The organism is Gluconacetobacter entanii (assembly GCF_003206495.1).
GTDB classification, from domain to species: Bacteria; Pseudomonadota; Alphaproteobacteria; order Acetobacterales; family Acetobacteraceae; genus Novacetimonas; species Novacetimonas entanii.
Genome location: NZ_NKUF01000001.1, coordinates 41,624 through 68,238, shown reverse-complemented (window position 1 = coordinate 68,238; position 26,615 = coordinate 41,624). Strand labels below are relative to the sequence as shown.

At 66.2% G+C, this 26,615-nt stretch carries 30 protein-coding genes and 1 other RNA gene; 13 read left to right on the top strand and 18 right to left on the bottom strand.

Annotated features, from left to right (window positions below; translation table 11 throughout):
* Positions 1–67: 67 nt before the first annotated feature.
* Positions 68–565, top strand: coding sequence for a peroxiredoxin (locus CFR72_RS00345; RefSeq protein WP_110912215.1), 498 nt, complete (start codon positions 68–70; stop codon positions 563–565).
* A gap of 32 nt (positions 566–597) precedes the next feature.
* On the opposite strand, the gene CFR72_RS00340 is transcribed toward CFR72_RS00345, so the two are convergent.
* From CFR72_RS00340 to aat, 4 genes are all read right to left on the bottom strand, one after another.
* Positions 598–912, bottom strand: a complete 315-nt coding sequence (locus CFR72_RS00340; protein WP_110912100.1) for a hypothetical protein — start codon at positions 910–912, stop codon at positions 598–600.
* Between the two features lie 232 nt (positions 913–1,144).
* The gene (locus tag CFR72_RS00335) at positions 1,145–1,789 is read right to left on the bottom strand and encodes a hypothetical protein (RefSeq protein ID WP_233042941.1); all 645 of its coding nucleotides are present in this window, start codon (positions 1,787–1,789) and stop codon (positions 1,145–1,147) included.
* On the bottom strand, positions 1,786–2,448 hold the full coding sequence (locus CFR72_RS00330; protein WP_110912213.1) for a hypothetical protein: 663 nt from the start codon (positions 2,446–2,448) through the stop codon (positions 1,786–1,788). Before CFR72_RS00330 ends, CFR72_RS00335 begins: the two co-directional genes overlap by 4 nt.
* 70 nt (positions 2,449–2,518) lie before the next feature.
* Positions 2,519–3,187: a leucyl/phenylalanyl-tRNA--protein transferase gene (aat, locus tag CFR72_RS00325; RefSeq protein ID WP_110912212.1), complete on the bottom strand. Its 669-nt coding sequence runs from the start codon at positions 3,185–3,187 to the stop codon at positions 2,519–2,521.
* A 122-nt stretch (positions 3,188–3,309) separates the two neighbouring features.
* Between aat and CFR72_RS00320 the strand changes: the two genes are divergently transcribed.
* Both CFR72_RS00320 and CFR72_RS00315 read left to right on the top strand, forming a co-directional pair.
* Positions 3,310–4,284 (top strand): 2-hydroxyacid dehydrogenase, encoded by a 975-nt coding sequence (locus CFR72_RS00320; RefSeq protein ID WP_110912099.1) that lies wholly within the window; start codon positions 3,310–3,312, stop codon positions 4,282–4,284.
* 15 nt (positions 4,285–4,299) lie between these two features.
* Complete coding sequence (locus CFR72_RS00315) at positions 4,300–4,488, top strand: hypothetical protein (protein ID WP_110912098.1); 189 nt, start codon at positions 4,300–4,302, stop codon at positions 4,486–4,488.
* Between the two features lie 49 nt (positions 4,489–4,537).
* Here the strand turns inward: CFR72_RS00315 and CFR72_RS00310 are convergent, their stop codons facing one another.
* The 3 genes from CFR72_RS00310 to CFR72_RS00300 all read right to left on the bottom strand — a co-directional run bounded on the left by CFR72_RS00310 (position 4,538) and on the right by CFR72_RS00300 (position 6,418).
* Positions 4,538–5,380: an EcsC family protein gene (locus CFR72_RS00310; protein WP_110912211.1), complete on the bottom strand. Its 843-nt coding sequence runs from the start codon at positions 5,378–5,380 to the stop codon at positions 4,538–4,540.
* A gap of 323 nt (positions 5,381–5,703) precedes the next feature.
* Positions 5,704–6,117, bottom strand: a complete 414-nt coding sequence (locus CFR72_RS00305) for an EVE domain-containing protein (RefSeq protein WP_110912097.1) — start codon at positions 6,115–6,117, stop codon at positions 5,704–5,706.
* Between the two features lie 7 nt (positions 6,118–6,124).
* Positions 6,125–6,418 carry a YciI family protein gene (locus CFR72_RS00300; protein WP_110912096.1) on the bottom strand — a complete coding sequence of 98 codons (294 nt, stop codon included), beginning with the start codon at positions 6,416–6,418 and terminating at the stop codon, positions 6,125–6,127.
* 178 nt (positions 6,419–6,596) lie between these two features.
* On the opposite strand from CFR72_RS00300, the gene CFR72_RS00295 reads away from it, so the two are divergent.
* From CFR72_RS00295 to CFR72_RS00260, 8 genes are all read left to right on the top strand, one after another.
* Entirely contained in the window at positions 6,597–7,385 is a 789-nt protein-coding gene (locus CFR72_RS00295) for a heme ABC transporter permease (protein WP_110912095.1), read from the top strand.
* Entirely contained in the window at positions 7,382–7,543 is a 162-nt protein-coding gene (gene ccmD / locus CFR72_RS00290) for a heme exporter protein CcmD (protein WP_110094643.1), read from the top strand. The genes CFR72_RS00295 and ccmD overlap by 4 nt, the downstream gene beginning before the upstream one ends.
* On the top strand, positions 7,540–8,073 hold the full coding sequence (gene ccmE / locus CFR72_RS00285; protein WP_110912094.1) for a cytochrome c maturation protein CcmE: 534 nt from the start codon (positions 7,540–7,542) through the stop codon (positions 8,071–8,073). The genes ccmD and ccmE overlap by 4 nt, the downstream gene beginning before the upstream one ends.
* Before the next feature lie 8 nt (positions 8,074–8,081).
* Entirely contained in the window at positions 8,082–10,061 is a 1,980-nt protein-coding gene (locus CFR72_RS00280) for a heme lyase CcmF/NrfE family subunit (RefSeq protein WP_110912093.1), read from the top strand.
* Positions 10,058–10,636, top strand: a complete 579-nt coding sequence (locus tag CFR72_RS00275; protein ID WP_110912092.1) for a DsbE family thiol:disulfide interchange protein — start codon at positions 10,058–10,060, stop codon at positions 10,634–10,636. The genes CFR72_RS00280 and CFR72_RS00275 overlap by 4 nt, the downstream gene beginning before the upstream one ends.
* The gene (locus CFR72_RS00270) at positions 10,633–11,109 is read left to right on the top strand and encodes a cytochrome c-type biogenesis protein (RefSeq protein WP_110912091.1); all 477 of its coding nucleotides are present in this window, start codon (positions 10,633–10,635) and stop codon (positions 11,107–11,109) included. Before CFR72_RS00275 ends, CFR72_RS00270 begins: the two co-directional genes overlap by 4 nt.
* A 7-nt stretch (positions 11,110–11,116) precedes the next feature.
* Positions 11,117–11,839 (top strand): c-type cytochrome biogenesis protein CcmI, encoded by a 723-nt coding sequence (gene ccmI / locus CFR72_RS00265; RefSeq protein WP_110912090.1) that lies wholly within the window; start codon positions 11,117–11,119, stop codon positions 11,837–11,839.
* A gap of 188 nt (positions 11,840–12,027) precedes the next feature.
* On the top strand, positions 12,028–12,201 hold the full coding sequence (locus CFR72_RS00260) for a DUF1674 domain-containing protein (RefSeq protein ID WP_110912089.1): 174 nt from the start codon (positions 12,028–12,030) through the stop codon (positions 12,199–12,201).
* 42 nt (positions 12,202–12,243) lie between these two features.
* Here CFR72_RS00260 and CFR72_RS00255 read toward each other — a convergent pair whose 3' ends face one another.
* Both CFR72_RS00255 and CFR72_RS00250 read right to left on the bottom strand, forming a co-directional pair.
* Complete coding sequence (locus tag CFR72_RS00255) at positions 12,244–12,759, bottom strand: hypothetical protein (protein WP_110912088.1); 516 nt, start codon at positions 12,757–12,759, stop codon at positions 12,244–12,246.
* 42 nt (positions 12,760–12,801) lie between these two features.
* Positions 12,802–13,971, bottom strand: coding sequence for a serine hydrolase domain-containing protein (locus CFR72_RS00250; protein WP_110912210.1), 1,170 nt, complete (start codon positions 13,969–13,971; stop codon positions 12,802–12,804).
* A 117-nt stretch (positions 13,972–14,088) separates the two neighbouring features.
* On the opposite strand from CFR72_RS00250, the gene CFR72_RS00245 reads away from it, so the two are divergent.
* Entirely contained in the window at positions 14,089–16,785 is a 2,697-nt protein-coding gene (locus CFR72_RS00245) for a M16 family metallopeptidase (protein WP_233042939.1), read from the top strand.
* A gap of 200 nt (positions 16,786–16,985) precedes the next feature.
* Here the strand turns inward: CFR72_RS00245 and rpsA are convergent, their stop codons facing one another.
* Together rpsA and cmk are read right to left on the bottom strand one after the other, a co-directional pair.
* Positions 16,986–18,701: a 30S ribosomal protein S1 gene (gene rpsA, locus CFR72_RS00240; RefSeq protein ID WP_110912087.1), complete on the bottom strand. Its 1,716-nt coding sequence runs from the start codon at positions 18,699–18,701 to the stop codon at positions 16,986–16,988.
* A 271-nt stretch (positions 18,702–18,972) separates the two neighbouring features.
* Positions 18,973–19,611, bottom strand: coding sequence for a (d)CMP kinase (cmk, locus tag CFR72_RS00235; RefSeq protein WP_110912086.1), 639 nt, complete (start codon positions 19,609–19,611; stop codon positions 18,973–18,975).
* A 321-nt stretch (positions 19,612–19,932) separates the two neighbouring features.
* On the opposite strand from cmk, the gene CFR72_RS00230 reads away from it, so the two are divergent.
* Positions 19,933–20,265 (top strand): TIGR02300 family protein, encoded by a 333-nt coding sequence (locus CFR72_RS00230; RefSeq protein WP_110912085.1) that lies wholly within the window; start codon positions 19,933–19,935, stop codon positions 20,263–20,265.
* Between the two features lie 88 nt (positions 20,266–20,353).
* Here the strand turns inward: CFR72_RS00230 and CFR72_RS00225 are convergent, their stop codons facing one another.
* The 7 genes from CFR72_RS00225 to ggt all read right to left on the bottom strand — a co-directional run bounded on the left by CFR72_RS00225 (position 20,354) and on the right by ggt (position 26,580).
* Entirely contained in the window at positions 20,354–20,761 is a 408-nt protein-coding gene (locus CFR72_RS00225; protein WP_110912084.1) for a dihydroneopterin aldolase, read from the bottom strand.
* Positions 20,762–20,768: 7 nt separating this feature from the next.
* Positions 20,769–21,569, bottom strand: coding sequence for an SDR family oxidoreductase (locus tag CFR72_RS00220; RefSeq protein WP_110912083.1), 801 nt, complete (start codon positions 21,567–21,569; stop codon positions 20,769–20,771).
* A complete protein-coding gene (recR, locus tag CFR72_RS00215; RefSeq protein ID WP_167400254.1) occupies positions 21,566–22,159 on the bottom strand; it encodes a recombination mediator RecR in 594 nt (197 codons plus the stop codon). The genes CFR72_RS00220 and recR overlap by 4 nt, the downstream gene beginning before the upstream one ends.
* Before the next feature lie 22 nt (positions 22,160–22,181).
* A complete protein-coding gene (locus tag CFR72_RS00210) occupies positions 22,182–22,505 on the bottom strand; it encodes a YbaB/EbfC family nucleoid-associated protein (protein WP_110095718.1) in 324 nt (107 codons plus the stop codon).
* A 26-nt stretch (positions 22,506–22,531) separates the two neighbouring features.
* Positions 22,532–24,541 carry a DNA polymerase III subunit gamma/tau gene (locus CFR72_RS00205; RefSeq protein ID WP_110912081.1) on the bottom strand — a complete coding sequence of 670 codons (2,010 nt, stop codon included), beginning with the start codon at positions 24,539–24,541 and terminating at the stop codon, positions 22,532–22,534.
* Positions 24,542–24,613: 72 nt separating this feature from the next.
* Positions 24,614–24,710, bottom strand: an RNA gene (gene ffs / locus CFR72_RS00200) — signal recognition particle sRNA small type.
* Between the two features lie 67 nt (positions 24,711–24,777).
* Positions 24,778–26,580 carry a gamma-glutamyltransferase gene (gene ggt / locus CFR72_RS00195; RefSeq protein WP_208629931.1) on the bottom strand — a complete coding sequence of 601 codons (1,803 nt, stop codon included), beginning with the start codon at positions 26,578–26,580 and terminating at the stop codon, positions 24,778–24,780.
* Between the last annotated feature and the right edge of the window lie 35 nt (positions 26,581–26,615).

Here is a 26,615-nt window from a genome sequence, read left to right as displayed (position 1 = left end):
ACGGATGGGTCCCGCCCATCCGCCACACGATGATTTTCCCCAGGATGAATTTCAAAGGCATTTCGTGATGAATGAGACTTCACCCCCTGTCTTTCCCGAACCCGGCGCGCCGGTACCCGATTTCGACATGGCCGCAAGCCGTGGCCGCCGCGTCAGCCTGTCGGCGCTGCGTGGAAAGCCGTTCGTCCTGTATTTCTATCCCAAGGCGAATACCTCGGGCTGTACCAAGGAAGCATGCGGCTTTCAGGAGGCGCTTGACGCGCTGGGCAAGGAAGGCGTCACCGTGATCGGCGTGTCACGCGACGACATGCCCGCAATCGAGAAATTCGCGGATGCGCAGGGCCTGTCCTTCCCGCTGGCCTCCGACGCGACGGGCGAAGTCACGCAGGCCTATGGCGTGTGGGTGGAAAAATCCATGTACGGCCGGACCTATATGGGGATCGAGCGCGCCACCTTCCTCGTCGATGCGCAGGGCCGCCTGGTGCAGGCATGGCGCAAGGTCAAGGTAACGGGCCATGTCGCCGCCGTGATGAAGGCCGTCAACGCCCTGCACGCCGGGGGCTGAGGACGGCCGGGCCGCACCCGCCCCATGCAGGTTCAGTAGGGCGGCGGCCCGTAATATCCCCCGCCATAGCCACCATAACCGGCCTGCGGTGGGGGCGGAGGCGGCGGTCCGTAAGCCATGGGCGGCGGGCCGTAATACATCATCGGGCGGGGCGGCGGCGGAGGTGGCGGCGGCGGGCCATAGGCCTCCATGACCGCGCCCCCGACCATTCCGCCAACCACCCCGCCGACAAGCCCACCCACGAACGCATCGCCCGGGCCCCTGTGGGCCTGCGCCATGTGGGGAGCGGCAAACAGCACGCCCCCGACCACCGGCACGATCATCAATGTCCGCAAGAAACCACGCATGGCCCTGAAACTCCCTTGAATGCCGTCGGGGACGGCCTTGGGATCAAGGAAACACCGTGCTCATGGCGATTTGCGGGCAGGGCCCGCCCCTTTCACGCCACAAACCCCGTGGGCCGGCGTGCAGGGGCGCGGATCAAATGACTGAAAGTTTTTTGGGGGCCGCCCTTTGTGCGGAAAGGGCGGCGTCTTTCGAAGCTTTTTGGAAAACGATGGACCTTTGGGGAGGCGGTCCTCAGGGATTGGCGGCCTTGACTTCCTTCAGGCCCGAAGGGATGTCGAACGTGGACGAATCCTGTGGTGTGGTGCTAATGCTCGACGCCTCGACCATTACCTTGCCGTCGCGCACGACCTCCAGCATGACGCCATCATCGGTATAGCAGATCTCGCTGGGGCGCTGGTCCGTATCGCTGGTCTGCCACAGCGTGCAGGGATGGCCCGCCACCGTGGCCCCGCCCGTGCGCAGCCACGTCCCCTCCGCCCGGCGTGACGGATCGACCGACGCCGCACCCGGCGCGGGCACGACGGTCTTGATGTGCCGGTCCGGGTCGATCACCGTCAGCGTCTTCGCACGGTAATCCGTAATCATGTAGGTGCCGGTATTGCCGGGGTCGATACGCTGCATCATCCGTGCCTCCGACCAGCGCATGCGCTGTGTCAGGGTCATCTGCGTCGCATGGGGCGGATAGATCGTATAGGTCACGTCCACATCATGCTGCGGCGTGACAAAGGGGCTTTGCGCCGCACTGTCCTGTGCCGGGGCGTCGGCCGCCCGCGCGACAGCCCCTGCCGAGACCGCAAGGACACCCGCCACGGCACTGGCGAGGCAGGCGCGCATGAAGGCGGCGCCCGAACGGGTTTTCACTGGTGTCATGTTCATTTCTTCTCCCCCCCTTTCGGGGTGCCGGGCGGTGGTGGCGGGTCGATGCGGCGGTAATTGGCGGGGGGCTGGAACATGTCCGAGGCAATCGGGCCATAGGTGACATGCACCGCCTCGATCCGGCCCTTCAGCCCATCGCCATCGACCCCGACCTCGCGCAGGATCACGCCGTCATCCGTCACACAGGCGACGGCCGTGCCCTGGTCGGTGCGCACGTCCCATTCGGTGCAGGCCACCCCCGCGACACTGGACGCGCCCTTGCGCGAAAACGACATCGACAGGTCCAGGAGGAACGGGTTGCTGATGCCATAACGGGCATCAAGCTGGCTGTAGATCTTCTGCGTGTTGATGATGATTGTGACCTGGCGGGTCATGCGGTTGAGGATCGTCTCCCCCATGCCCTGGGGGCTGTCGATTCGCATCAGGCCACCATTTTCGGCAAACCATGTCCGCACCCGCTTTGGTTCGGGCACGCCATCAGGCTGCACGTCGTAATCGACCTGCACGTCGCGCGTGGGCGTCAGGGGGGGATGTTCACCCACGACCGGGGCATCCTGCGCCACCGCCGCGCCGCAGCCCATGCCTGATGCCAGCAGCGCCGACAGCAGCACCCGCCGGGCCGCCCCCGCGCGCGGGGCGGGGGACGTGTCATCATGCATAAAGACCGGTTCCGTCATGGCTTTCCCCATCGTGATGTCGCGCTGACCCAAACCCGCAGGGCGGGCCGTGTCAACCTCCGCCACGGATTGCGCGCATGGCTGCCACGATTTCAGGGCCACGGCCATCACCGGGCCATGCCGCCGGCAGCGCAAGGGCATGGCGCAGCCTGCGCTTGTAATCCGTGGCGGGAATCTCCACCCCGCCGAACGTCGCAAGGTGCGCGGTGCCGAACTGCGTATCGAGCAGGCCGTATCCCCCCACCCGCAGGCGCGCCACCAGATGCACCAGCGCGACCTTCGACGCGTCGCGTTCGCGGCTGAACATGCTTTCGCCAAAGAACGCGCCACCGATGGAGACACCATACAGGCCGCCTACCATCCGCCCGTCGCGCCACGTCTCCACGCTGTGGGCGTATCCCATGTCATGCAGCGCGCAGAACAGGTCGATGATCTGTGCGTTGATCCATGTCTGCTCCCGCCCTGGCGCGGGCTGCGCGCAGGCCACGATGGTGGCGCGGAAATCGCGGTCGGACACGACCTCGAACCGATCCGACATGACCGTGCGGTACAGCCTGCGCGGGATATGGAACGCATCCAGCGGCAGGACGCCACGCATCGGCGGGTCATACCATTCCAGTTCCGCAGAGCCGGCATCGGGCGCCATGGGAAACAGCCCGATGGCATAGGCACGGATCATCAGATCTGGCGTGATCTCCAGCGCTTCCCCTTGACCCGTCATGATCTTCGGATAACCCTCCCGCCTGCGCCGCAACCCGGCCCCGCGCCCTGCGTCATAAGGCCGGAGCCCCGTTGCGGACAAGCCACAAGCCGCCATTCTGTTTCAAGGGAAGACATTTTACCATGGCATCTCCTCGCCCCCGCCTGCTCCTGGGCCAGCGCCAGACTCCTGCCGTGATGGCACGCCTGCAGAAGGACTTCACCCTCTTTGCGGTCCCCGAAACGCAGATGACCCCGGCAGAGCTTGTGGCGGCGGCGCAGGAGTTCAGGCCGGACGCGATCATGGTCTCCACCTCCCTGCCGGTGCGCGCGGCCGAGGTGGCGCAACTGCCGCCCAGCGTGCGCGTCATCGCCACCGTCAGCGTGGGCACCGACCATCTGGACATTCCCGCGATTCTCGGGCGTGGAATCGCGCTGAGCAACACGCCGGACGTCCTGACGGACTGCAACGCGGACCTCGCCCTCCTGCTGATCCTTGCGGCATCAAGGCGTGCGGCGGAATATCTCGACCTGATGAAAAAGGGCTGGGGACGTGGGCTGGCGATGGACGAGATGCTGGGCTGCCGCGTGGCGGGCAAGACGCTGGGCATCATCGGCATGGGCCGCATCGGCCGCGCCGTGGCGCAGCGCGCGCGCGGATTCGGCATGAAGATCCTGTATTCCAACCGCCGTCGCCTCAGCGCGGACGATGAACAGGGCGCGCGGTATTTCGCAACGCCGGAGGAGATGCTGCCCCATTGCGACATCCTGTCGCTCCACCTGCCCGCGAGTGCCGCGTCGGACGGGATGATCAATGCTCGGATGCTGTCGCTGCTGCCGCGCGGGGCCATTTTCGTCAATGCCGCGCGCGGCGCGCTGGTGGACGAGGACGCACTGATCGCCGCCCTGCGTGACGGGCACATCGCCGCGGCTGGGCTGGATGTGTTCCGCAATGAACCCACCCCGGACCGGCGCCTTGTGGACCTGCCCAACGTGTTCGCGACCCCGCATGTCGGCAGCGCCACGATGGAAACCCGCACGGACATGGGCATGCTGGCGGTTGACAATATCGAGGCCGCACTGGCCAACCGGCCGCTGCCGACACCGGTCACGGCCTGACGGGGGGAGAGGTTCATGGGGATCGCGGGTGTCTTCCTCGCCTTTGCGGCGGGGACTTATGTGATCGAACTCATTTTCCCGCATATGGGCGGCTACTGCCAGACGCTGGAGGGATTTTACCTGATCTTCGCGGTGGTGGCGCTGGTGCTGGGCATCACGCGGCGCACGCCTGACGCCACGCTGCCGCCCCCGGCCGGGAAATAACCGACCCTCCCGGCGGCGATGGCCCGTGCCGCCGGGACGGACGGGTATGTCAGACCTGTCCCGCCGCCGCCTGGCCTGCCACATGGGTGCGCAGGTCCTGCGCGGTGCGCCGCACCTCCGGCCCGTATTCGCGCTCCAGCCTGCGGATGGTGAAATGGGCCTGCGCCACGGCGCGGTAATGCGCAAGGAAGGCGGAATTGAGCGACGCGCCGCACAGCGCGCCCGCCACCGGCATCATCTGCACCGCAAGCTTGCGCGACAGGCCCAGCCCGTAATGGGTGGCGACCTCGCTGATCAGCATCACGACCGGACGCCCGCGCAGCATCGCCCGGGCGGAGAAATATCCCAGTTCGCTTTCCTGGTCGCGCGCGGCGAACGGGAAGGCCCGCAGCGCGAACACTTCGAGGCAGGCCGTGCGCGCATCCGCCGTGGACAGGTCTTCGCCCTGTTCGCGGGCGATGCGCGCGATTTCACGCATGATGGTCATGGTGGTGAACCCGACATCGGCCACCAGTCCCGGAAGGCCGGTAAAGCCACCCACCGCCCCCGAAACCGCGACCGCCGTGCGGACCGCGGGATCGCGCCACTGCGACAGGGCGCCGGGTTCGGCGCGCACGTCCTCTGTCGGTCGCATGCCCAGGACCGCGACGTCAAAGGCGCGCGTGATCGCGGATTCCGCCATGGACTGGAGCTTCGCCTGAAAGGCGGGCGCCATGCCAAGGCTGCGCACGCCAAGCCGCGCCGCCTGTCCCACCGCGCCACCCATCAGGTCCGCAAGGCGGACGATCACGCCACGTCCGCTCTCCACCCGCTCAAGCGCCTGCTGGAGTTCGGTCATCGACGTGCTGTCCAATGCCATCGGCGCCAACTCGCTCCCGGTACCTGTACTCATTGCAATGCCCTCTTGCCTGATGGTGCCCTGTGGTCCCGCCGTCCGTGCCCCATGCCCGCCGGTATCCCCGCCGCCTGCTGGCACGCCTGGGTACCGGCGCGCGCACGCACGCGGACCGGTCTGGTGGTTTTGAACATCATAGCATGCCTTTGGCAATTCGCCTGCCGCCTGGCAACCCCGCGTAAAAAGCCGGGCCACCCGCGCGATGCCCCCGCCGACGACATGTGACGACAACGCACAGGCAGCGGGAATCGCCACCTGTGCGCATGTCATACCTCATGTGCGGGAGCGGCGGCGTCATGGCGCGCTGCCTTACGCGGCGGTCATCGCGCCCATTCGCCCATCCGGCACAGATGGGCCCAGTGCGCATCCGACACCGGCACGACCGACAGGCGCGACTGCCGCACCAGCGCAAGGTCTGCCAGCGTCGGGTCGGCCTTGATCTGCGCCAGTGTCACGGGACGGGGCATCGGCCCCACCGCGCGCACATCGACGCAGACCCACTGCCCCTGCGGGTCCGTCGGGTCGGGATAGGCCGCGCGCACGATGTCCACCACGCCCACGATCTCCCGCCCGACATTGGAGTGGTAGAAGAACGCGCGGTCACCCACGGCCATCGCCATCAGGTTCTTCTTTGCCTGGTGGTTGCGCACGCCCGTCCAGGGTTCGACGTCATTGGCGACCTGTTCGTCCCACGAAAACGCGTCGGGTTCGGATTTTACAAGCCAGTAGGCCATGCCCGTTTCATTCCACCCGTGCGCCATCACGAAAAACTGAACGGAACGGGCGGATGACCACGCTCTCGAACAGGTCGGCCTTGGCATACGGGTCGCCCGCGGCAAAGCCTTCGGCGGCAGCGCGGTCGGCCACGTCAATCAGCAGAAGACTGCCGCACGGACGGTTGTCCGCATCCAGGATCGGCCCCCCCTGCACCAGCCGTTCGCGATAGGTTTCGAGGTAGGCCAGGTGCCGCGTGCGGGTGGCCTGGCGGGTTTCATGGGATGCGGGTTTGTCAGTACAAATAATCGCGAACAGCATGTTTTTCTCCTCTTTGCACGGCCCCGCGCCTTGTCTGGACAGGACTGGCCGTGTCTTTTTTGACACGATAGTGTAGAGCAGGAAAACACAGGCACACGCACATGTGCCAAGAGACTGGTTTTTTGCGGATCCCTTTCCCTTATTGACGGGTGCCCCACGGCACGGATGGACTTAAACCTTGAACGCGACGCAGAGCCTTACCGCACGGACAGGCAACCTCTTTCATCGCTATGCCAATCCCGGCCGCTTCCTGCGGCTTGGCGCACGCCTGCAGCCATGGCTGACATGGCCCGCCCTTGTGCTGTCCATCACCGGACTGGTGTGGGGGCTGTTCCTCTCTCCCGCCGACTGGCAGCAGGGGGACAGCGTGCGGATCATGTATGTCCATGTGCCCACCGCATGGCTGGCATCGTCGGGGTATATGGCTCTTGCGGTGTGCTCGCTCCTCTCGCTTGTCTGGCGCCATCCGCTGGCGGACCTTGCCGCCGTGGAAATCGGCCCGGTGGGCGCGGCCATCACCGCCGTGTGCCTTGCGACCGGCTCCCTGTGGGGCAAGCCCATGTGGGGAACATGGTGGGTGTGGGACGCGCGGCTGACATCGGTGCTGGTCCTGTTCTTCCTCTATCTGGGTCATATTGCCCTGATTCGCGCGTTTGACGAACCACAACGTGGTTACCGCGCCGCCGCGATCCTGGGGCTGGCGGGGGCGATCGACCTGCCGATCATCAAATTCAGCGTGCAGTGGTGGAACACCCTGCACCAGCCCGACAGCATCACCGTGACGGGCGCGCCGACCATGTCCACCTCCATGCTGTGGCCGCTTGCCGTCGTGACGCTGGGCTTCACGCTGGGATTCGGGGCCATCGTGCTCGCCCGCCTGCGGGCCGCCGTGATGGAAAGCCGCATCCGCACCGCCCTGGCCGCGAACCGGGGCCGACAGGACTCCTCCACCGGTAACGCTTCATGACCCATCTTCCCTATATCATCGCAGCCTACGGCCTGACGCTTGGCGTGGCCGTCGTCCTTTCGGTCAATGCCGCGCTGCGGCTGCGCCGCGCGCGTGCGCGGCTGGCGACGATCGAACGCCCAGGCCGCAACGCCCGCACGACGGGACGCCCGGCATGACGCGCAAGACGCGCCGGCTGTGGCTGGTGATCGCGTGCCTGATCGGACTGGGTTCGGCGGCCGCGCTGACGCTGAATGCGTTTTCATCGAACATCGTCTTCTTCATGGCGCCGTCGCAGGTGCATACGAAACCGCCGCCAAAGGACCGCACCATCCGCCTTGGCGGCATGGTGGTCGCAGGCAGTGTCCGGCGGGAGAAGGTGAAGGACACGCCCGTTGCGATCTTTGACGTCACCGACGGGCAGGACGCCGTGACCGTGCGGTATGAAGGCATCCTGCCCGACCTGTTCCGCGAGGGACAGTCCGTGGTGGCCGTGGGCACGATCAACCCCGACGGCACGATGCGCGCGACCGAGGTCCTGGCCAAGCATGACGAGACCTACATGCCCAAGGAAGTGGCCGAGGAACTCAAGCGCACCGGCAAGTGGGACCCGCGTTACGGCAAGGCGCCCGACGCCGCAAGCTGGAACACCATGACCGCCAAGGACGCGCCTGCGAAGGCATCCGACCCCACGCAGCACGGAAGCTGATTGCCGCCATGAATCCGGAACTTGGAAACTTTGCCCTGGCGCTGGCCTGCGGGATCGCCGCCGGGCAGGCCATCCTGCCCCTGATCGGCGCGCAACGCCGTGACCCACGCCTGATGGCGCTGGCGCCCGCGCTGGCGGTGGGGCAGATGCTGTGCCTGATCACGTCGTTCGCCTGCCTGATCCATGCGGCGATCACCAACGATTTCTCGGTCCAGAACGTCGCGGCCAACAGCGCGGTGGACAAGCCGCTGCTGTACAAAATTACCGGCGTATGGGGCAACCATGAGGGATCGGTCCTGCTGTGGGCGATGATCCTGTCGATCTGCGGCGGTGCGGTCGCCCTGTTCGGGCGCAACCTGCCGTCCGCCCTGCAGGCGCGCGTGATCGCGGTGCTGGGCGGGGTGGCGGCCGGGTTCGAACTGTTCTGCCTGCTGACCTCCAACCCGTTTGCACGCGTCTGGCCCGCGCCGATGGACGGGCAGGGCATGAACCCGCTGCTGCAGGATCCCGGCCTCGCGTTCCATCCGCCCATCCTCTACACCGGCTATGTCGGCTTTGCCGTGCCGTTCGCCTTCGCCATCGCCGCCCTGATCGAGGGGCGGGTCGATGCGGCATGGGGCCGGTGGGTACGGCCGTGGGCGGTTGCAGCCTGGTGCTTTTTGACCTGCGGTATCGCACTGGGGTCGTGGTGGTCGTACTATGTGCTGGGCTGGGGCGGTTACTGGTTCTGGGACCCGGTGGAAAATGCCTCGCTCATCCCGTGGCTGACGGGCACCGCGCTGGTGCATTCGGCCATTGTCGTGGAAAAGCGCGAGGGGCTAAAGATCTGGACGGTGCTGCTGGCGATCGGCACGTTCTCCTTCTCCCTGTCGGGCACGTTCCTCGTGCGTTCGGGCATCCTCAATTCCGTGCATGCGTTCGCCAACGACCCGGCGCGCGGCATCTTCATCCTCGGGCTGCTGGCGCTGGTCATCGGCGGCTCGCTGCTGCTGTTCGCCATGCGCGCGCCGCAACTGACGACCGGCGGCCTGTTCGCCCCCGTCTCGCGCGAGGGGCTGCTGGTGCTCAACAACATCCTGCTGTGCTCGATCTGCGCCGTGGTGCTGACGGGCACGATGTACCCGCCCTTCATGTCGCTGCTGTTCGGCAAGACGATTTCGGTGGGCAAGCCGTTCTTTGACGCGACGACCATCCCGCTGGCAATCCCGCTGATGGCGTTCATGGGCTTTGGCCCGATGATGCCGTGGAAGCGCGCGCATATGTGGCCGGTCCTGCGCCGCCTGTGGTGGGCGGCGGCGGTGTCGCTGGTCGCACTGGTGATCGCCATGGTGCGCATGCGCGACATCCTGCCGATCCTTGCGACCGGCATGGCGGTGTGGGTCATCGCCAGCAGCGCCACCGACATCGTCGAACGCCTGCGCCTGTTCCGACAGCCGCTGTCCGCCAGCCTGCAGCGTGCGCGCAGCCTGCCGCGCGCGGTGTTTGGCGCGGCACTGGCGCATGCGGGCGTGGGGATCACGGTCCTTGGCCTGGCCGGAATGTCGCAGGCCAGCCACCGCATTGTCGAGGTGCATATCGGCCAGACCGAGATGCTGGCCGGTGACGCATGGACCCTGACGGACGTGCGCAATGCGAAGGGACCGAATTACGACGCCATGATCGCGACGATCGAGGTACGCCACAATGGCCGCCTGGTCACGACGCTGCATCCGGCCAAGCGCACCTTCGCCAGCCAGCACCAGACCACGACCGAGGTCGCGATCCATACCAACCTGATTTCCGATACCTATGGCGTGCTGGGGGACAAGCATGGGACGGATGCCGACCCGACCTATGTCCTGCGCCTGCACCACAACCCGCTGGCGCCGTGGATGTGGCTGGGCGGACTGGTCATGGCCATCGGCGGCGCGCTGTCGCTGTCGGACCGGCGGGTGCGCGTGGGCGCGCCGCGCCGGGCACGCGCGGCAAACATGGTGACACCGGCATGAACGACAACACCCCTCCCTCCTCCCCCACGCGGCGGCGGCTTCTGATGGCGACTCCCCTTGTCCTTGCCGGGGCGACGGGAGTTGCCTTCTGGCGGATGCTGTCGGGCATGTCGCACGGATCCTTTGACCCGCATGACATCCATGCCCCGGTGCTGGACAAGCCGGTGCCGGACTTCACCCTGCCGGACCAGCCCCCGTCGCAGGGATTTGGCGCGGCCGACCTGCGTGCGCTCAAGGCACCGGTGCTGGTCAATTACTTCGCGTCATGGTGCATCCCGTGCGTCGCGGAAATGCCGACCCTGAACGCGCTGAAGGCGCAGGTGCCGATCTGGGGCATCGCGTACAAGGACAAACCCGAACATGCCCTGGGCTTTGTGGAGCGCGCGGGCAATCCCTATGCCCGCATCGCCGCCGACCGTGATGGGCTGGCAGCGATCGACTGGGGCGTGTCGGGCGTGCCGGAAACCTTCCTGATCGGGCCGGGGGGCATCATCCGCTGGCATACCGCCGCCCCGATTACCGAGGAACTGATCCGCACGACCATCCTGCCCCTCGTGGACCGCCTGAAACAATGACCGTCCGTATCCTGCGACGCGCGCTGATTGCGCTGACCCTGTGCCTTGCACTGCTGCCGCTGGTGGCTGGCGCGGTGGATGACCCGTCCGAAATGCTGCCCGACCCGGCGCAGGAACAGCGCGCCGAGGCCATTGGCGCGCAACTGCGCTGCCTTGTCTGCCAGAACGAATCGATCGAGGACAGCAGCGCCGACCTTGCGCGTGACCTGCGCCATGTGGTGCGCGAACATGTGGCCAAGGGCGAAAGCAACAAGCAGGTCATGGACTGGATGGTGGCGCGTTATGGCAACTTCATCCGCCTGCGCCCGCCGCTGACCACTGGCACGCTGCTGTTGTGGCTGATGCCGGTTCTGGCGCTGCTGGTGGGGGTTGCGGTCGCGCTGCGTGCCTTCCGCCGGCCCCGGACATCCTCCCCCCCGCCCCTGACCGACGCCGAGCGCGCGCGGTTGGCCGACCTGACCCGACCGCGCTGAGAAAATAATGATCTGGATTGGTATCTTCCTGCTCAGCGTAATCGCGCTGCTGCCCTGCCTCATCTCGTTCCGCAGGACGACATTGCTGCGTGATGAACGTGAAAGCGCCTTTGAACTGCATCAGGCGCAGATGGTCGAACTTGACCGTGACCTGGCCGAAGGGCTGATTGCGCCCACCGAACATGATAGCGCACGGCTGGAGATCCAGCGCCGCCTGCTGGGTTCGGACAACATGGCAGTGCCCGCCCCACGCCATGGCGCATCCACGCTGGCGATCTCGGCGGCGCTGCTTGCGCTGCCACTGGCGTCGGTGGGGCTTTACCTAACCTGCGGCCATCCCTCCATGCCCGCGATGCCGCTGGCCCCGCGCCTTGCAGCGGCGGACAAGGCGGACCATCGCAATGACGACCTGATCAACCGCCTGCGCGACAGCCTGCAGCACATGCCCGCCGATGACCCGAGCCGATTTCAGGGCTATGTCCTGCTGGGTCAGGCGGAAGCCGCGCGCGACCATTACGCCGCGGCAGCACAGGCATGGCGCGAAGCCATCGCCAGCAGGTTCGAACCCGAACTCGCCGCCCGCGCGGCGGAGGCGCAGACAATGGCCGATGGTGGCCATATCTCCCCCGAAACGGCGGACCTGTACCGGCGTGCGCTGGATGCGGCCCCGGCGGACGCACCATGGCGCATGGCCGTCCAGCAGCGCATCGCGCAGTCGGAGCATCAGTAAAAGCCAAATCATAAAAAGTTTTTGGTGAAGCTTTTTTCAAAAAGCTTCAAAGACGCCGCCTTTTTGAAAAAGGCGGCACCCAAAAACTTTTATCTTTCTACCAAGGATCACAGCACCCGGTTTCAGGACACCGCGATCACGTCCTTTTGCCCTTGCCCGGCACCGCGATTGGACCGACACTTTGTCCCATGAGCGACAAAGACACCCATCCCGAACCCCTGACATCCGAAAAGGCGCTGGAAGAGGCAGACAAGGTCCGCCTGAAGCAGCCTGCCGAACCGAACGAGCGTGGCGGCCCAAAGGGACCGGAACCCACCCGTTACAATGACTGGACCGTCAAGGGACGCTGCATCGACTTCTGATGCGCCGGCCCGCGCGTCACCTGGTGACGCGCGATGGCCCCGTCAGGTTTCGTTGGGCTGGAACCCACGGCCAAAGCCCTGCCGCGCACGCTGGCGCGGTGGCGGCATGTGGCATGAAATCAGGTAGATCCCGGCAACGAACACGATCTGCGACAGGGAATTGAACCACAGCGCCAGTTCATAGGCGCGCTCCGCCGTCACGGCCTGATAGATCGCATACATCGCGAACGGGACGGAAATCGGGCGCATCCCCGCCAGCATCCCGCGCAGGGGATTGAGATATCCAGGCCGCACCATGCCGCGCATGCGGTGGATGCCGATGTAGAAGATGACCTCGAAACACCATCCCAGCATGTTGGTCACGACATTGCTGAACGACATGCCCTCCAGCATCAGCAGGGCGGAAATCGACACGGCCGACAGCACGATGGAGCCGACCTGAAAGCTCATCCCCAGTTCCATTGCCGGCAGGCGTTCAGGCAGGGCATCGGCAAAAGGCTGGAATACCCGATCGAGCAGCCATGCATCGAACTGGTTGACGCGATCACCAAAAGACATTGCACTTCCCGTAACAGTCGAATTGCCATCCGCCGCGTACGCTCATACCCCGTACACCGCCCGCACCACCGCATCGGGATATGCACCGGCCATCCCCGCAAGCGCCGTGTTGCTCAGCATCACGATGGAAATACCCCGCGCGCGGTCCACCGTCCACTGATGGCCATAAACCCCGCCCCACGTAAAGCTGCCGGGCGAAAGCGGCGTCCGCGCCTGGACCGGGTCCACCACGACGGCCCCGCCAAAGCCGAAGCGACGCCCGCGATTGAGCGGCCCCATCGCCACGTCCCCCACCGCGTTCGCCCCGAAACGCCGCGCCGATTGCGGCGACAGGAGGGGACCGCCATCACGGCGCACGGCCTCAAGGAACGTCAGGATATCCTCCGCCGTGCCAACCATCCCTGCCCCACCCGAAGGGTAGGAGGCGGGATTGCGCACACGATCGGGCACGAAATGGATGTCCGAGACCGCGCCACCGGGCAGCAGGCGCGACAGGCGGTAATCCGCGGGCATGCGCACCGGCGCGGGACGCCCGTCGGCATAACAGGTCGCAAGCATCATGTCCGCAGGGGCATGGAACCCGGTCTGCGCCCATCCGCCCAGCCTGTCGCCGATATGGCGTTGCACCAGATCCGGCAGGGACGCATTTCCCGCCTGCTCCAGCACGCCCCCCATGACATCCAGCCCCAGTGAGTACGCCCACCCCGTCCCCGGCACGAAGGTCAGCGGCACCTGCGCCAGACGCCGCAGGTTTTCATGCAGCGACAGGTCGGGTTCGGCCAGTCCGTCGGAAACCCCGGCACGCGCATACGGATTGTCGTCACGCGGGAACTGGAACCCGTAGGACAGGCCGCTTGTGTGGCTGAGGAGCAGGTGCAGCGGGATTTCCACTGCTCCGCCATCGGGCAGGACGGGGCGGAAGAACGGCAGGTAGCGTGACACCGGGGCGTCCAGGTCCACCTGCCCGCGTTCGGCCATCGCAAGGGCCAGCGCGGTCACGACCGGCTTTGTGACGGAGGCCAGCCGGAAACACGTATCCACGCGCATCGGGGCTGCGGATTCGCGATCCTCCATCCCCGCCGCATGGCGCAACACGACCCGCCCGTCGCGGGCGACCATCACCACGGCCCCCACCACGCGCCCGCTGGCGACAGCCTCATCCACGACACGCACCACGCGGGCGGGCATGGCGTCGGTCTGTTCCTGTGTCATCATGATGCTCTTTCGCGTATATTCGGCACCTTTCATGACATAGGCCATATCGCCCCGCCCACGCAAAGGGCGGACGGGAACTGGCCCCCCCGCGCAAAGCGGCGTAACCTGTCACGCATGAACAAACGCCTGTTTCCCACGTTGTTTTCCCTCCTCATGGCGGGCAGCAGCCTTCTGTCCACACCGGGATGGACAGCATCCGCCCCATCGCCAGCCCCCGCCACGCCTGAGCAGGCCGGGGCCGAAGCGCCAGTGCGCACGACGCTGCCCAATGGCATGCGCATCATCATCGTGCCCGACCGGCTTGCCCCCGTCGTCACGACGGAGATGAACTACCTCGTCGGGTCGGCCGCCGCACCGCGCGGTTTCCCCGGCACGGCGCACGCGCTGGAACACATGATGTTCCGTGGCAGCAAAGGACTCGACAAGGACCAGCTTTCGGCCATCGGCGCGCGGATGGGCGGCAATTACAACGCGGACACCACGGAAAACACGACGCAGTTCTTCTATACCGCGCCGGCCGAAGACCTCGACATCGCACTGCGGATCGAGGCGCTGCGCATGAACGGCCTGACCCTGTCGGAGGCCGACTGGAAACGCGAACGCGGCGCGATCGAGCAGGAAGTCTCCCGCGATCTCTCCAGCCCCGGTTACCAGTACCTTTCGCGCCTGCAGTCGATCCTGTTCGCGCATACGCCCTATGAACATGACGCGCTGGGTACGCGCGCATCGTTCGACCATACGGATGCGGCGATGCTGCGCCGGTTCTATCGCGACTGGTATGCGCCCAATAACGCCATCCTGATCATCACCGGCAATGTCGATGCCGACCAGGCGCTGGCCCATGCCCGCGACATCTTCTCCCCCCTGCCTGCGCGCGCCCTGCCGGCACGCCCGATCATCGAACCGGGCGCGGTGCAGCCGCAACTGCTGCATTTCCCGACCGATTATCCCATCGGGCTGGTCGCGATCGCCAGCCGCATGCCCGGGCAGCGCGCGCGCGACTATGCCACGGCACAGATCCTGTCGGACGTACTCTCCAGCCAGCGCGGCGCGCTTTACGACCTCGTGCCCGAAGGCAAGGCGCTGCTGACCGGGTTTGATTACGCGCCCAAGGCGGATGCGGGAATCGGCATTGCACTGGCCGCCTTCCCGGCGGGCAAGGACCCGTCGGCGCTGTTGCAGACGCTGCGTGACACGCTGGCGTCGCTGCGGGCGCATGGCGTGCCGTCGGACCTGGTGGATGCCGCGCGGCGCAAGGAACTGGCGCAGCTTGGCTATGCCGCGAACAGCATTTCCGGACTGGCGGAAAGCTGGTCCGAGGCGGTGGCGGTCATGGGACTCGATTCGCCTGACGCACTGGCCAGTGCCTATGCCAGCGTCACGCCGGAGGACGTGAACCGCCTTGCCCGGCAGGTGCTCGACCCCGCGCAGGCCGTGACCGCCATCCTGACGCCGCGCTCCTCCGGCCATCCCGTGGCGGGCAAGGGATTTGGCGGCTCCGAATCCTTTGCCGCCCCGCCGGACCATCCGGTGGTCCTGCCGCAATGGGCGCAAAAGGACCTGATGACGCTGGCGCCGCCCACGCCCACCCCGGCACCAGCCAGCTATGTCCTGCCCAACGGGTTGCACCTGATCGTACGACCCGCCCATGTCAGCCATACCGTCAGCGTGTATGGCGTGGTGCGCCAGAACTCCGACATGCAGGAACCCGTGGGGCAGGAAGGTATCGCCGATATCACGGATGAACTGTTCCATTACGGCACCACGACCCATGACCGCGTCAGCTTCCAGAAAGCGCTCGATGATATCGCCGCGACCGAAAGCGCGGGATCGGAGTTCAGCCTGAACGTGCTGACGCAGGACTTTGAAAAGGGCCTGCGGCTGCTGGCGGACAACGAACTGCACCCCGCCTTCCCCGAAAAGGCGTTCGAGGTGGTGCGCATGAACACCGCGTCCTCGCTGGCTGGCCTGCTGCAATCGCCGGATTACCTGGTGGGACGCGCGGTGAAATCCGCCATCTCCCCGCCGCATGACCCGTCACTGCGGCAGGCGGACCCGGCACAGGTCATGAAGCTGACGCTCGCGGAATGTCGCGCCTTCTATAATGCGGCCTATCGTCCGGACCTGACGACCATTGTCATTACCGGCGACATTGCCCCGCAAAAGGCATTGCAGGCCGTGCGCGCGACATTCGGCGCATGGCGCGCAACCGGCCCCGCCCCCGTGGTGGACCTGCCGCCGCGTCCCGACAGCCATGCCTCCGTCGCCCGCGTACCGGACCAGTCCAGCGTGCAGGACAGCGTGACCCTGGCCGAAAGCCTTGGGCTGACGGCGCGCGATCCCGACCATTTCGCCCTGACACTGGGGAACGAGGCACTGGGCGACGGGTTCTCCTCGCGGCTCTATCGTGACCTGCGGGTCCGCACGGGATATGTCTATACCGTGCGCAGCCATCTGGCATGGCACCGGCAGCGCGCGGCCTATACCATCACGTTCGGGGCCGACCCGTCGAAGGTCGCGCCCGCGCGTGACGCGGCGCTGCGCGACGTGGCCGACATGCAGGCCCATCCGCTGGGCGAGGATGAACTGACGATGGCCAAGGCCAGCCTGCTGCATGGCCTGTCGCTGCAACAGGCCAGTCTGGATTCGATTGCCGCGACCTACCTGCATCTCAGCAGCCTTGGCCTGCCGCTCGATAACGGGAATACGGCTGCCAATGCCTATTACAACATGACGGCGCAGGACGTGCAGAACGCCTTTGCCCGCTGGCTGCGTCCCGCCGACATGGCCGAGATCATCAAGGGGCCGTAAGGGATTGATAACGTCAAAGGTTCTTGGGCGCCGCCTTTTTTCAAAAAGGCGGTGTCTTTGAAGCTTTTTGAAAAAAGCTTCACCAAAAACTTCTTTATGATTCAGGTCTGTCGAACGTGACGGACAATAAAAAAGGGCGGCACCAGAAGGTACCGCCCTTTTCGTATTCCCCACCCCGAAGGGCAGGGAACGGAACAATATCAGCTCTCGGCGTTACGACGACGGATCGCCGCACCAAGGATATCGCCCAGCGACGCGCCGCTGTCGGACGAGCCGTATTCGTTGATCGCCTGCTTGTCTTCCTCGACCTCACGGCCGCGGATCGTCAGCGCCAGCTTGCGGGCCGCACGGTCAACAGACACGATCTTCGCATCGACGCGTTCGCCAACCGCGAAACGCTCCGGACGCTGGTCGGCCTTGTCGCGGGCCAGTTCGGCGCGACGGATGAAGCCCGTCAGCACGTCGTCAACCTTGACCTCGATGCCGTTGGACTGGACCGCGGTCACGATGCAGGTCACGATCGCACCCTTCTGCACCTTGCTCAGGGTGTCGGCCGCCGGATCTTCATGCAGCTGCTTGATGCCAAGCGAGATGCGTTCCTTTTCCACATCCACGTCCAGGACCTTGGCCTTGACGACCTGACCCTTTTCGTAATGCGTCATGGCGACTTCGCCCGGCTCGTCCCACGACAGGTCGGACATGTGGACCATGCCGTCGATGTCCGCGGACAGGCCGATGAACAGGCCGAATTCGGTGATGTTGCGGATCTCGCCTTCCACCACGGAACCAACCTTGTGTTCCTCGGCGAACTGCTCCCACGGGTTGCGCTGGACCTGCTTCAGGCCAAGCGAGATGCGGCGCTTCGCGCTGTCCACATCCAGGACCATGACGTCGACTTCCTGCGAAGTGGCGACGATCTTGCCCGGATGGACGTTCTTCTTCGTCCAGGACATTTCGGAAACGTGCACCAGGCCTTCGACGCCCGGCTCCAGCTCCACGAACGCACCGTAGTCGGTGATGTTCGTGACGCGACCGGTGTAGCGGGCACCCGGCGGATACTTGATCGCCACGTTCTCCCACGGATCGGCCTCAAGCTGCTTCATGCCCAGCGAGATGCGCTGCGTATCGGGGTTGAAGCGGATGACCTGCACGCGGACCGGCTGACCGATCTGCATGGCCTCGGACGGGTGGTTGATGCGCTTCCACGCGATGTCCGTGACATGCAGCAGGCCGTCAACGCCGCCGAGGTCAACGAACGCACCGTAATCGGTGATGTTCTTGACCACGCCGTCGAGGATCATGCCTTCCTTCAGGCCCTGGATCAGTTCGCTGCGCTGTTCCGCACGCGTCTCCTCGAGGACGGCGCGACGCGACACGACGATGTTGCCACGCGCACGGTCCATCTTCAGGATCTGGAACGGCTGCGGCACACCCATCAGCGGGGTGACGTCGCGCACGGGGCGGATGTCAACCTGGCTGCCTGGCAGGAACGCCATCGCGCCACCAAGGTCAACCGTAAAGCCACCCTTGACGCGGCCATAGATCGTGCCGTTGACGCGCTGGTTGCCTTCGAACGCCTTTTCAAGGTTCGTCCACGCTTCCTCGCGCCGCGCCTTTTCACGCGACAGCACGATGGAACCGTCACGGTCCTCGTAACGCTCGACGAACAGTTCGATGACATCACCCGGCTTCACGTCGGGGGTCACGCCCGGCTGGCCGAATTCCTTGAGGGCGACACGCCCTTCGCTCTTGAGGCCGACATCGACGATCGCGAATTCGTCCGTCAGGCGGACGACGCGACCCGTAACGACGGAACCGTCAAATGCGCTATCGCGGCCCAGGGTCTCTTCGAGAAGGGCGGCGAAGTCCTCGCCACCCGCGTATTCGGCGGTAGGCTGTGTTGTGGCTGAAGCCATGAGTTACTTGTAAATCCCGTATCCGGCCGGACCCATGGGGAGGGCCGGAAAATCCTGCGCCCCGCTTCATGATCCTGCATGACCCTGATCGGAACGTCTTGTCCGGCTGCGATCCATGACACGGTCATGGCATGCCTGACGACCAACACAAACACGCGTCGCGCCCCCACGGATGGCGACACGACAACATTTCCAAGCACAGACACCCTCTGACCCGTCCGTGTCAATAAAAACGTAAGGGACAGCGCGAAAAACCGCCCACAAATGCGTGTCAGCGCGTCATGTCCGCCACAATGCGCAGCGCCTCGGCCAGGACTTCGTCCGCGCTCATGTCATCGGTCTCGATATGGATGGCGTCGGGGGCCGCGCGCAGCGGCGCCGCCGCGCGGGAGGAATCGGCCACGTCCCGTGCCTGCAGTTCCTGCGCCACGCGCGCGATCTGCGCCTCGCGGTCGGGGGCGTCGGGGTCCGTGGCCATCTGTTCCCACCGCCGCCGCGCACGCGCGCCAAGCGACGCGGTCACGAACAGTTTTACCCGGGCATCGGGAAAGATCACGGTGCCGATGTCACGCCCGTCAAGGACCGCGCCATGGCGGGCGGCAAAGTCGCGCTGTATCCCCACAAGGATGCGCCGCACCGTGGGCTGCGACGCGACAAGGCTTGCGGCGCGGTCCACCTGCGGGACACGCAGGTCGGTGCGCGACAGGTCCCCCAGCGTGACCAGCCGGGCCTGCGCATCCGCCGGCGAAGCCGGGTCCAGGCCCGCATCGAGCATGCGCCGCCCCGTCGCGCGATACAGCAGCCCGGTATCGAGGTACGGCAGGTCCAGCGCGCGCGCCAGCCGCTGCGCAAGCGTTCCCTTGCCCGCTGCCGCCGGTCCGTCAACGGCAATGACCAGTGGCGCGGTCATGCCACCATCCCCACGTCACACCCGCCCAGGAGGGCGCGCGACAGCGACGGACGGGACAGCGGGCGGCCATGGACACGGGCCACCACGCCCCGGGACGGTGATGGGCGGGACGGTAACATCTGGGCAGTTTTCATACCGTTCCAATTCCGAATTCCTGCGCCGGGTGTCAATCCGATATTGACACAAAAACATCCCCTCCCCCATTGCATGGAGCGCATCGTTTGACATACGCCGAACAAACTGGCATGGGGCTGCGCCCTTTTGCCACATCGCGACGGTGGCTTTATTTCCTTTGCACAGAACAGGATCGACAGGTTCAAGATGGCCCAGCCCAACCTCGGCACCAAGCGCGTCTGTGTCTCCTGCAGCGCCCGCTTTTATGACCTGAACAAGAATCCGGCAGTCTGCCCGAAATGCGGTGCGGAACAGCCGGTGGAACTGCCGCGCGTGCGGCGTCCGGTGGAACCGGCCGCACCCGAGTCCGCCAAGAAGACGGCCCCCGACGATCTTGATCCCGATACGGATCTCGATACCGATGCCGACACGGATGATGTGATGGAAGATGAAGTCGGCCTGGACGATGACGACGACGATGATGACATCAGCAGCGCCGACATCGACCTGAAAACCGACAAGGAAGACCACGACAACTGACGCCCCCGCCCCGGCGGCAATGCCGCCGGTGGCATCGCCCGCACGGCCCTGCCCGCGATGCGCGACATGACGCCGCGCACCGTCCCCGTCACGGGACGGGATGCGGGCTGCGGCGTTCGATTTCCACGCCTACGGCCCGTGCATCGGCGAAGATATCCAGCTTCTCCACCCGAATCCGCGCCACGCGAATCCGTGCATCGGCCAGCATCCCCGCCGCGATCCGTTCGGCCAGCGTCTCCACCAGTTGCACATGACCCTGACGCACAAGGTCGCGCACCAGCAGCACGACATCCTCGTAAGAAACCGTGCGGTCGAGTTCATCCTCCCCGACATCCAGCCCCGGCATGTCCGCCACGCCAAAGGCGACATTGACGCAGATACGCTGCGTCACGCCCTGCTCATGCGCGAAAACGCCGATATTGGCCTCCAGCAGCAGGTCACGCACGAAAACGCAGCGCAGCGGTGGCTGGTCCGGCCATGGGGGAAACACTGACATGCGTGGCTCAGGCTCCGGTTGCAGGGTTGGGCCGTGCGGGCGACCATTGCAGGTGCTGCCCGCCATCAAGGGCCAGCATCTGCCCCGTGACGGACGGCATGCACAGCAGCGACAGCGCCGCGTGCGCGATTTCTTCCACCCCCGCCCCGTATCCCAGCGGCAGGGACGCGCATTGCCGTGCGAACTGCGCCGCGCTCTGCCGTGGCGTCGGCAGGACGGGACCCGGCCCGATGGCGTTGACCCGGATTCCATGGGGCGCAAGCGCCAGCGCCATGCTCTGCGTCAGGGACCATAACGCCGCCTTGGAGACGGTATAGCTGACGAAATGCGGTGTCAGTGACCAGACCCGCTCGTCCAGCATGTTCAGCACCATGCCCTGCCGTCCCTCGGGCATCTGCCGTGCAAAATCCTGCATCAGGACGAAGGGCGCGCGCAGGTTGGGCTCCATATGGGCATCCCATCCCTCCCGCGTCGCACTATCCCATTCATCACGTTCAAACACGCTGGCATTATTGACCAAGACGCCCACGGTCCCGAATGCGTCGCCCACGCGCGGCAGCAGGGTGCGGACCTCGTCCTCGCGCGACAGGTCGGCGCGCAGCACGCATCCCCTGCGCCCGAGCGCCGTGATATCGGCCAGTGTGCGCCGGGCCGCGTCCGCGCTGCGATTGTAATGGATGGCGATGTCAAAGCCGTTGCGCGCCAGTTCCAGCGCAATGGCGCGCCCAAGCCGCGCGGCCCCGCCAGTCACCAGCGCCACCCGTGCGATCCCCGGCGGGACAGGCCAGCTTATTCCCGGCACGGTCATGCCGGGCGTCGCGCCATCAGGGCAGCGGCCAGCGTGCCATCATCGAGCACATCGAGCGCACCGCCCACAGGCACTCCCTGCCCCACACGGCTGATGGGCACATGGAATCGCAGCAGGCTGTCATGCAGCCAGTGCATGGTCGTCGCCCCATCGACCGTAGTACCCAGCGCAAGGATGACCTCCCGCACGCCCCCGGCCTCCAGCCGTGCATAAAGCGGGGCGACATTGAGGTCGTCAGGCCCGACCCCGTCGAGCGCCGACAGCGTCCCGCCAAGCACCTGATAGACGCCGCGATGGACGCCCGCGCGTTCCAGCGCCCACAGGTCGCCCACATTTTCCACCACGCAGACCAGCCCGTGGTCACGGGCCGGATCCGCGCAGATCGAACAGGGATCGCAGGTATCAAGGTTGCCGCACGACGAACAGGTCCGCACCGCGCGCGCCGCCTGTTCCATCGCCTGCGCCAGCGGCAGCATGCGGGTGTGCGGCTGGCGCAGCATGGCAAGGGCAGCGCGACGGGCCGAACGGGGGCCAAGCCCCGGCAATCGCCCCAGAAGGGTAATCAGCCGCTCGATCTCCGCGCCGCCCATCACACAGGCTCCCGGTTCGGGCTCAGAACGGGAACTTCATGCCGCCGGGCAGGTTCAGGCCGCCGGTCACCTTCTTCATTTCCTCGCTCGCCGTGGCGTCAAGCTTCGTGCGCGCGTCGCTGCACGCCGCAAGGATCAGGTCCTGCAGCATGTCCATTTCCTCCGGATCGGCCAGCTTGGGGTCGATGCGGATCGCCTTCATGTCGCCCTTGCCGTTCAGGGTGACCTGCACCATCCCCGCGCCGGAACTTCCCTCGATCACCATGGATTCGAGCTTGGCCTGCATTTCTTCCATGCGGGCCTGCATCTGCGTGGCCTGCTTCATCAGGCCGGCAAGATTTTTCATGTTCTGTCTTCTCCTTTGGGCGTCAGTCAGTCGTCGGTCGGCAGATCGTCTTCATCCACCAGTTCGGCATCCAGTGGCGCGAATTCCAGATCCGGGGCCAGCATGGCTGGTGTGATCTCTTCGGGCGGAAGACCGTAATCGTCAAGCGCATGGTCCGTCACCTGACCCAGGCGCGCGGACGGGAACGCGGCCATCACCGCCTGCACCAGCGGATGGGACGCCGCATCGGCACGATGAAGCTGGATGATCTCCGCCCCCTGTTCGGCAAGCGTGGGTTCGCCTTCCTCTGTGGAGGTGCGGATCTGCCACGACGCATCACCCGTCTCGTTGCGCAGCAGGGTTTCCAGCCGCCGCGCAAGCCCGGGCATTGCCGCCGCATCCACCCGGATGCGGATTTCAGGCGCGGCAAACGCCACCAGATGCGTCGAATGCCGCAGATGCCCGTGCAGCATCGCATCGCGCCCCGACACAAAGGCCACGACCTCGCGCCATGTGCGAAGGCGTGGCGGTTCGGGGATCACGGGGTCGGCCGCGGCAGGCGCCCCCGCCACGGCATCGACGCGCACGCCGCCATTGGCCACCATGCGCAGGGCCGGGCCACCCGACGGCGCGGCCGTTCCCGCCTGTGGCGCGCCAGTCCGGGCTACGCCAGCGTGGGGTGCGGCCGCCAGCGTACCGCCTTCCCCATTCGGGGGGGCGGAAATGGTTGCAGCCTGCGCCGTGTCACCGCCGGCCCCGCCTTCGACCACCTGCCGCACAAGGTCGCCCGGCGGCGGCAGGTCCGCGACGTAACACATGCGGATCAGCACCATTTCGGCGGCCTGCCTGCGGTCGGGCGCATGTTCGACCTCGCCCTGCCCCTTGAGCAGCATCTGCCATGTGCGTCCCAGCACGGGGACGGACACGCGCTCCGCAATGGCCATGCAGCGTTCGCGCTCCATCTGCGGCATGTCGGAACTGTCGCGCAGGTGCGGCACCGCCTTGAGGCGGGAGACCGAATGGATCAGCTCCAGCACATCCGCCAGCATGACCCCGAGGTCCGCTCCACGGGCGAAGACCTCGTCCGTGATGGCCAGGGCCTGGTCCGGCCGCCCGGCCAGCACGGCGTCGAGCAGGTCGAACACCATGCCCCGGTCGGCCTGCCCCAGCATGCCGCTGACCAGTGTGGCGTCGATCGGCTTGCCGTCACCCTGCCCTTCACCATCGAGCGTCCCCTGCGCGATGGCCTGGTCCAGCAGCGACAGGCCATCACGCACCGACCCGTCCGCCGCGCGCGCGATCAGCGCCAGCGCATCAGGCGCGAAACGCACGCCCTCCTCCGTCGCGACCCGGTCGAAATGCGCGGCAAGCATGTCCTGCGGCACGCGGCGCAGGTCAAAGGTCTGGCAGCGCGACAGCACCGTTACCGGCACCTTGCGCAGTTCGGTGGTGGCAAAGATGAACGTCACCTGCGACGGTGGCTCCTCCAGCGTCTTGAGCAGCGCGTTGAACGCGTTGCGCGACAGCATGTGGACCTCATCGATGATGAAGACCTTCATGCGTCCCTGGATGGGGCGGAAATGCGTGGAGTCGATGATCTCGCGCACGTCGTCCACGCCGGTGCGGGAGGCGGCGTCCATTTCCATGACGTCGGGATGACGGTCGGCAAGGATCGCGACACAGTTGGGACAGACCCCGCACGGATCGGCGGTCGGCCCGCCCTGCCCGTCCGGGCCGGTGCAGTTGAGCGCGCGCGCAATGATCCGCGCCGTCGTCGTCTTGCCCACGCCGCGCACGCCCGTCAGCATGAAGGCATGCGCGACACGGCCCAGCGCAAAGGCGTTGCGCAGGATCCGCACCGTGGTGTCCTGGCCGATCAGGTCATCGAATGTGGTGGGACGGTATTTGCGCGCCAGCACGCGATAGGGCGCCGCATTCTGCGTCACGGCGGCGGCGGCGGGTGGGGGGGCATCGCCAAACAGGCCGTGGCCATCATCCACGGGCGGGGACGGCAGACCTTCCTCCCCGGAACGATCCTGATCCGAAGAAGCGTTCATTGATGCATCCGGCCTTGGTGAATGGTGCGCACTGCATCCTGCATCGCAGGGTGGCAGGGACTGGATTCAGGGGTGGAAGACCGGACACATAACCCGAGCGAAACTCACTGCGGCTGCTTCCTTCCGGACCTGACCGGGTTGGAAAGGTACCCGTCTACGGCCGATCTTCCACGGACTTCATAACACATACACCCCGGTGCGGCACAAGGGGCTTTGTACGAAAAAAGCCCCCGCCATCATTCGCCCACGGCGGCGCTGGTGCTGTGGCGGCGGTCCGCCCCACCGTAATAGCGGTCGGCCCCCGGTGTATTCAGGCTTGGCCCGCCAACAAGGATCCCCTCTGCCACGCCCCAGTGCGGATAGGCCTTGAAGCTGTAGCCCTCATGCTGGAGCCTGGCGATGACACCGGGCGTCAGCGCGCCGGCTTCCACCTGCACGGGTTCGGGCTGCCACTGTTCATGGATGCGCGGCAGGTCCACGGCGTGCTGGATGTCCAGGCCGTAATCGATCACGCCCAGCACGGATGCCAGCACGATGGTGGGAATGCGCGACCCGCCGGGGCTGCCGATCACCATGACCGGCTTCCCGCCACGGGAAATGACGGTGGGCGTCATGGATGACAGCGGCGTCTTGCCCGGCGCGATCTCGTTCGCCTTGCTGCCGATGATCCCGAACATGTTGGGCGCGCCCGGACGGGTGGAGAAATCGTCCATTTCGTCGTTCATGAACACGCCCGTCCGCCCCGCGACCATGCCCGCGCCGAACCATCCGTTGAGCGTATAGGTCACCGCGACCGCATTGCCGTCACGGTCCATCACGGAATAATGCGTGGTCTCCTGCCCTTCGTTCCCGGCGACGCCGGGGCGCACGGCGGCAGACGGAACCGCGCGGGCGTTGGGAATGGCGGCGCGGATCTGGCGCGCGTAATTCACGTCAAGCAGATGATCGACCGGGTTCGACACGAACGCCGGATCCCCCAGGTCCTGCCGGTCGGCATAGGCATGGCGCATGGCCTCGACCTCACGCTGCACGGCGGGGACGGTATAAAGGCCGAGGCGATGCATGTCATAGCCGGACAGGATGTTCAGCATCTCGCACAGCGCAACGCCACCACCGCTCGGCGGGGGGGCTGTGTCGATGTGATAGCCCCGGTAATCGCATGTCAGGGTCGGCAGGATGCGCGGCCTGTATCCCGACAGGTCGGCGCGCGTCAGCAGGCCGCCCCCCTTGCGGCTGGCACGCACGATCTCACGCGCGGTCTTGCCCGCGTAGAATCCGTCGGTCCCCTTGCGCGAAATCCGTTCCAGCACGCGGGCCAGTTCAGGCTGCACCAGCCTGTCCCCCACCTGCAGTCCGCTGCCGTCATGATGCAGGAAGGACCGGCGCGCCACGGGATCGCGACGGAAGTCGTCATTGCCATGCGAAATCAGTTCCACATCGCCCGGCGCAAGGACGAACCCGTCACGCGCCAGCGCGATGGCGGGCGCCATCACCTGCTGGCGCGACAGATGGCCCCAGCGCTGCCGGGCGAGTTCCAGCCCCGCGACGGTGCCGGGAATCGCCACGGCCTTCCACCCCTTGGTCGAAAGTCCGGGGATGACGTTCCCCTTCGCATCCTGGAACATCGTCGCCGTCGCGGCACCGGGCGCATGTTCGCGGAAATCGAGGAACACCGCAGGCCCGTTCGCAGGCCGCAGGGTCATGAACCCGCCACCGCCCAGGTTCCCCGCCGCCGGATAGACCACGGCCAGCGCATAGCCCACGGCCACGGCGGCATCCACGGCATTGCCACCTTCATGCAGGATGCGCGCGCCCACCTGCGACGCCAGCGTCTGGGCGGAGACGACCATCCCCTCGTGCCCGCCCACGGGCGGGGCCGACGCCACCGGCACGGACGTGCCGCCGAACGCCAGCGGATCATCCTGCACCGCCGCCGGCGCGACAGCAGCATACGCCACCCCATCCGACAGCAGCAGCATGCCCGCCAGCAGCAGGCCACCGGCCCGGCGGGATGGGGAACGACGCAGACCAGCAACCATTTTCATTTTCCTGACAGGCAATGACATGCCACGTT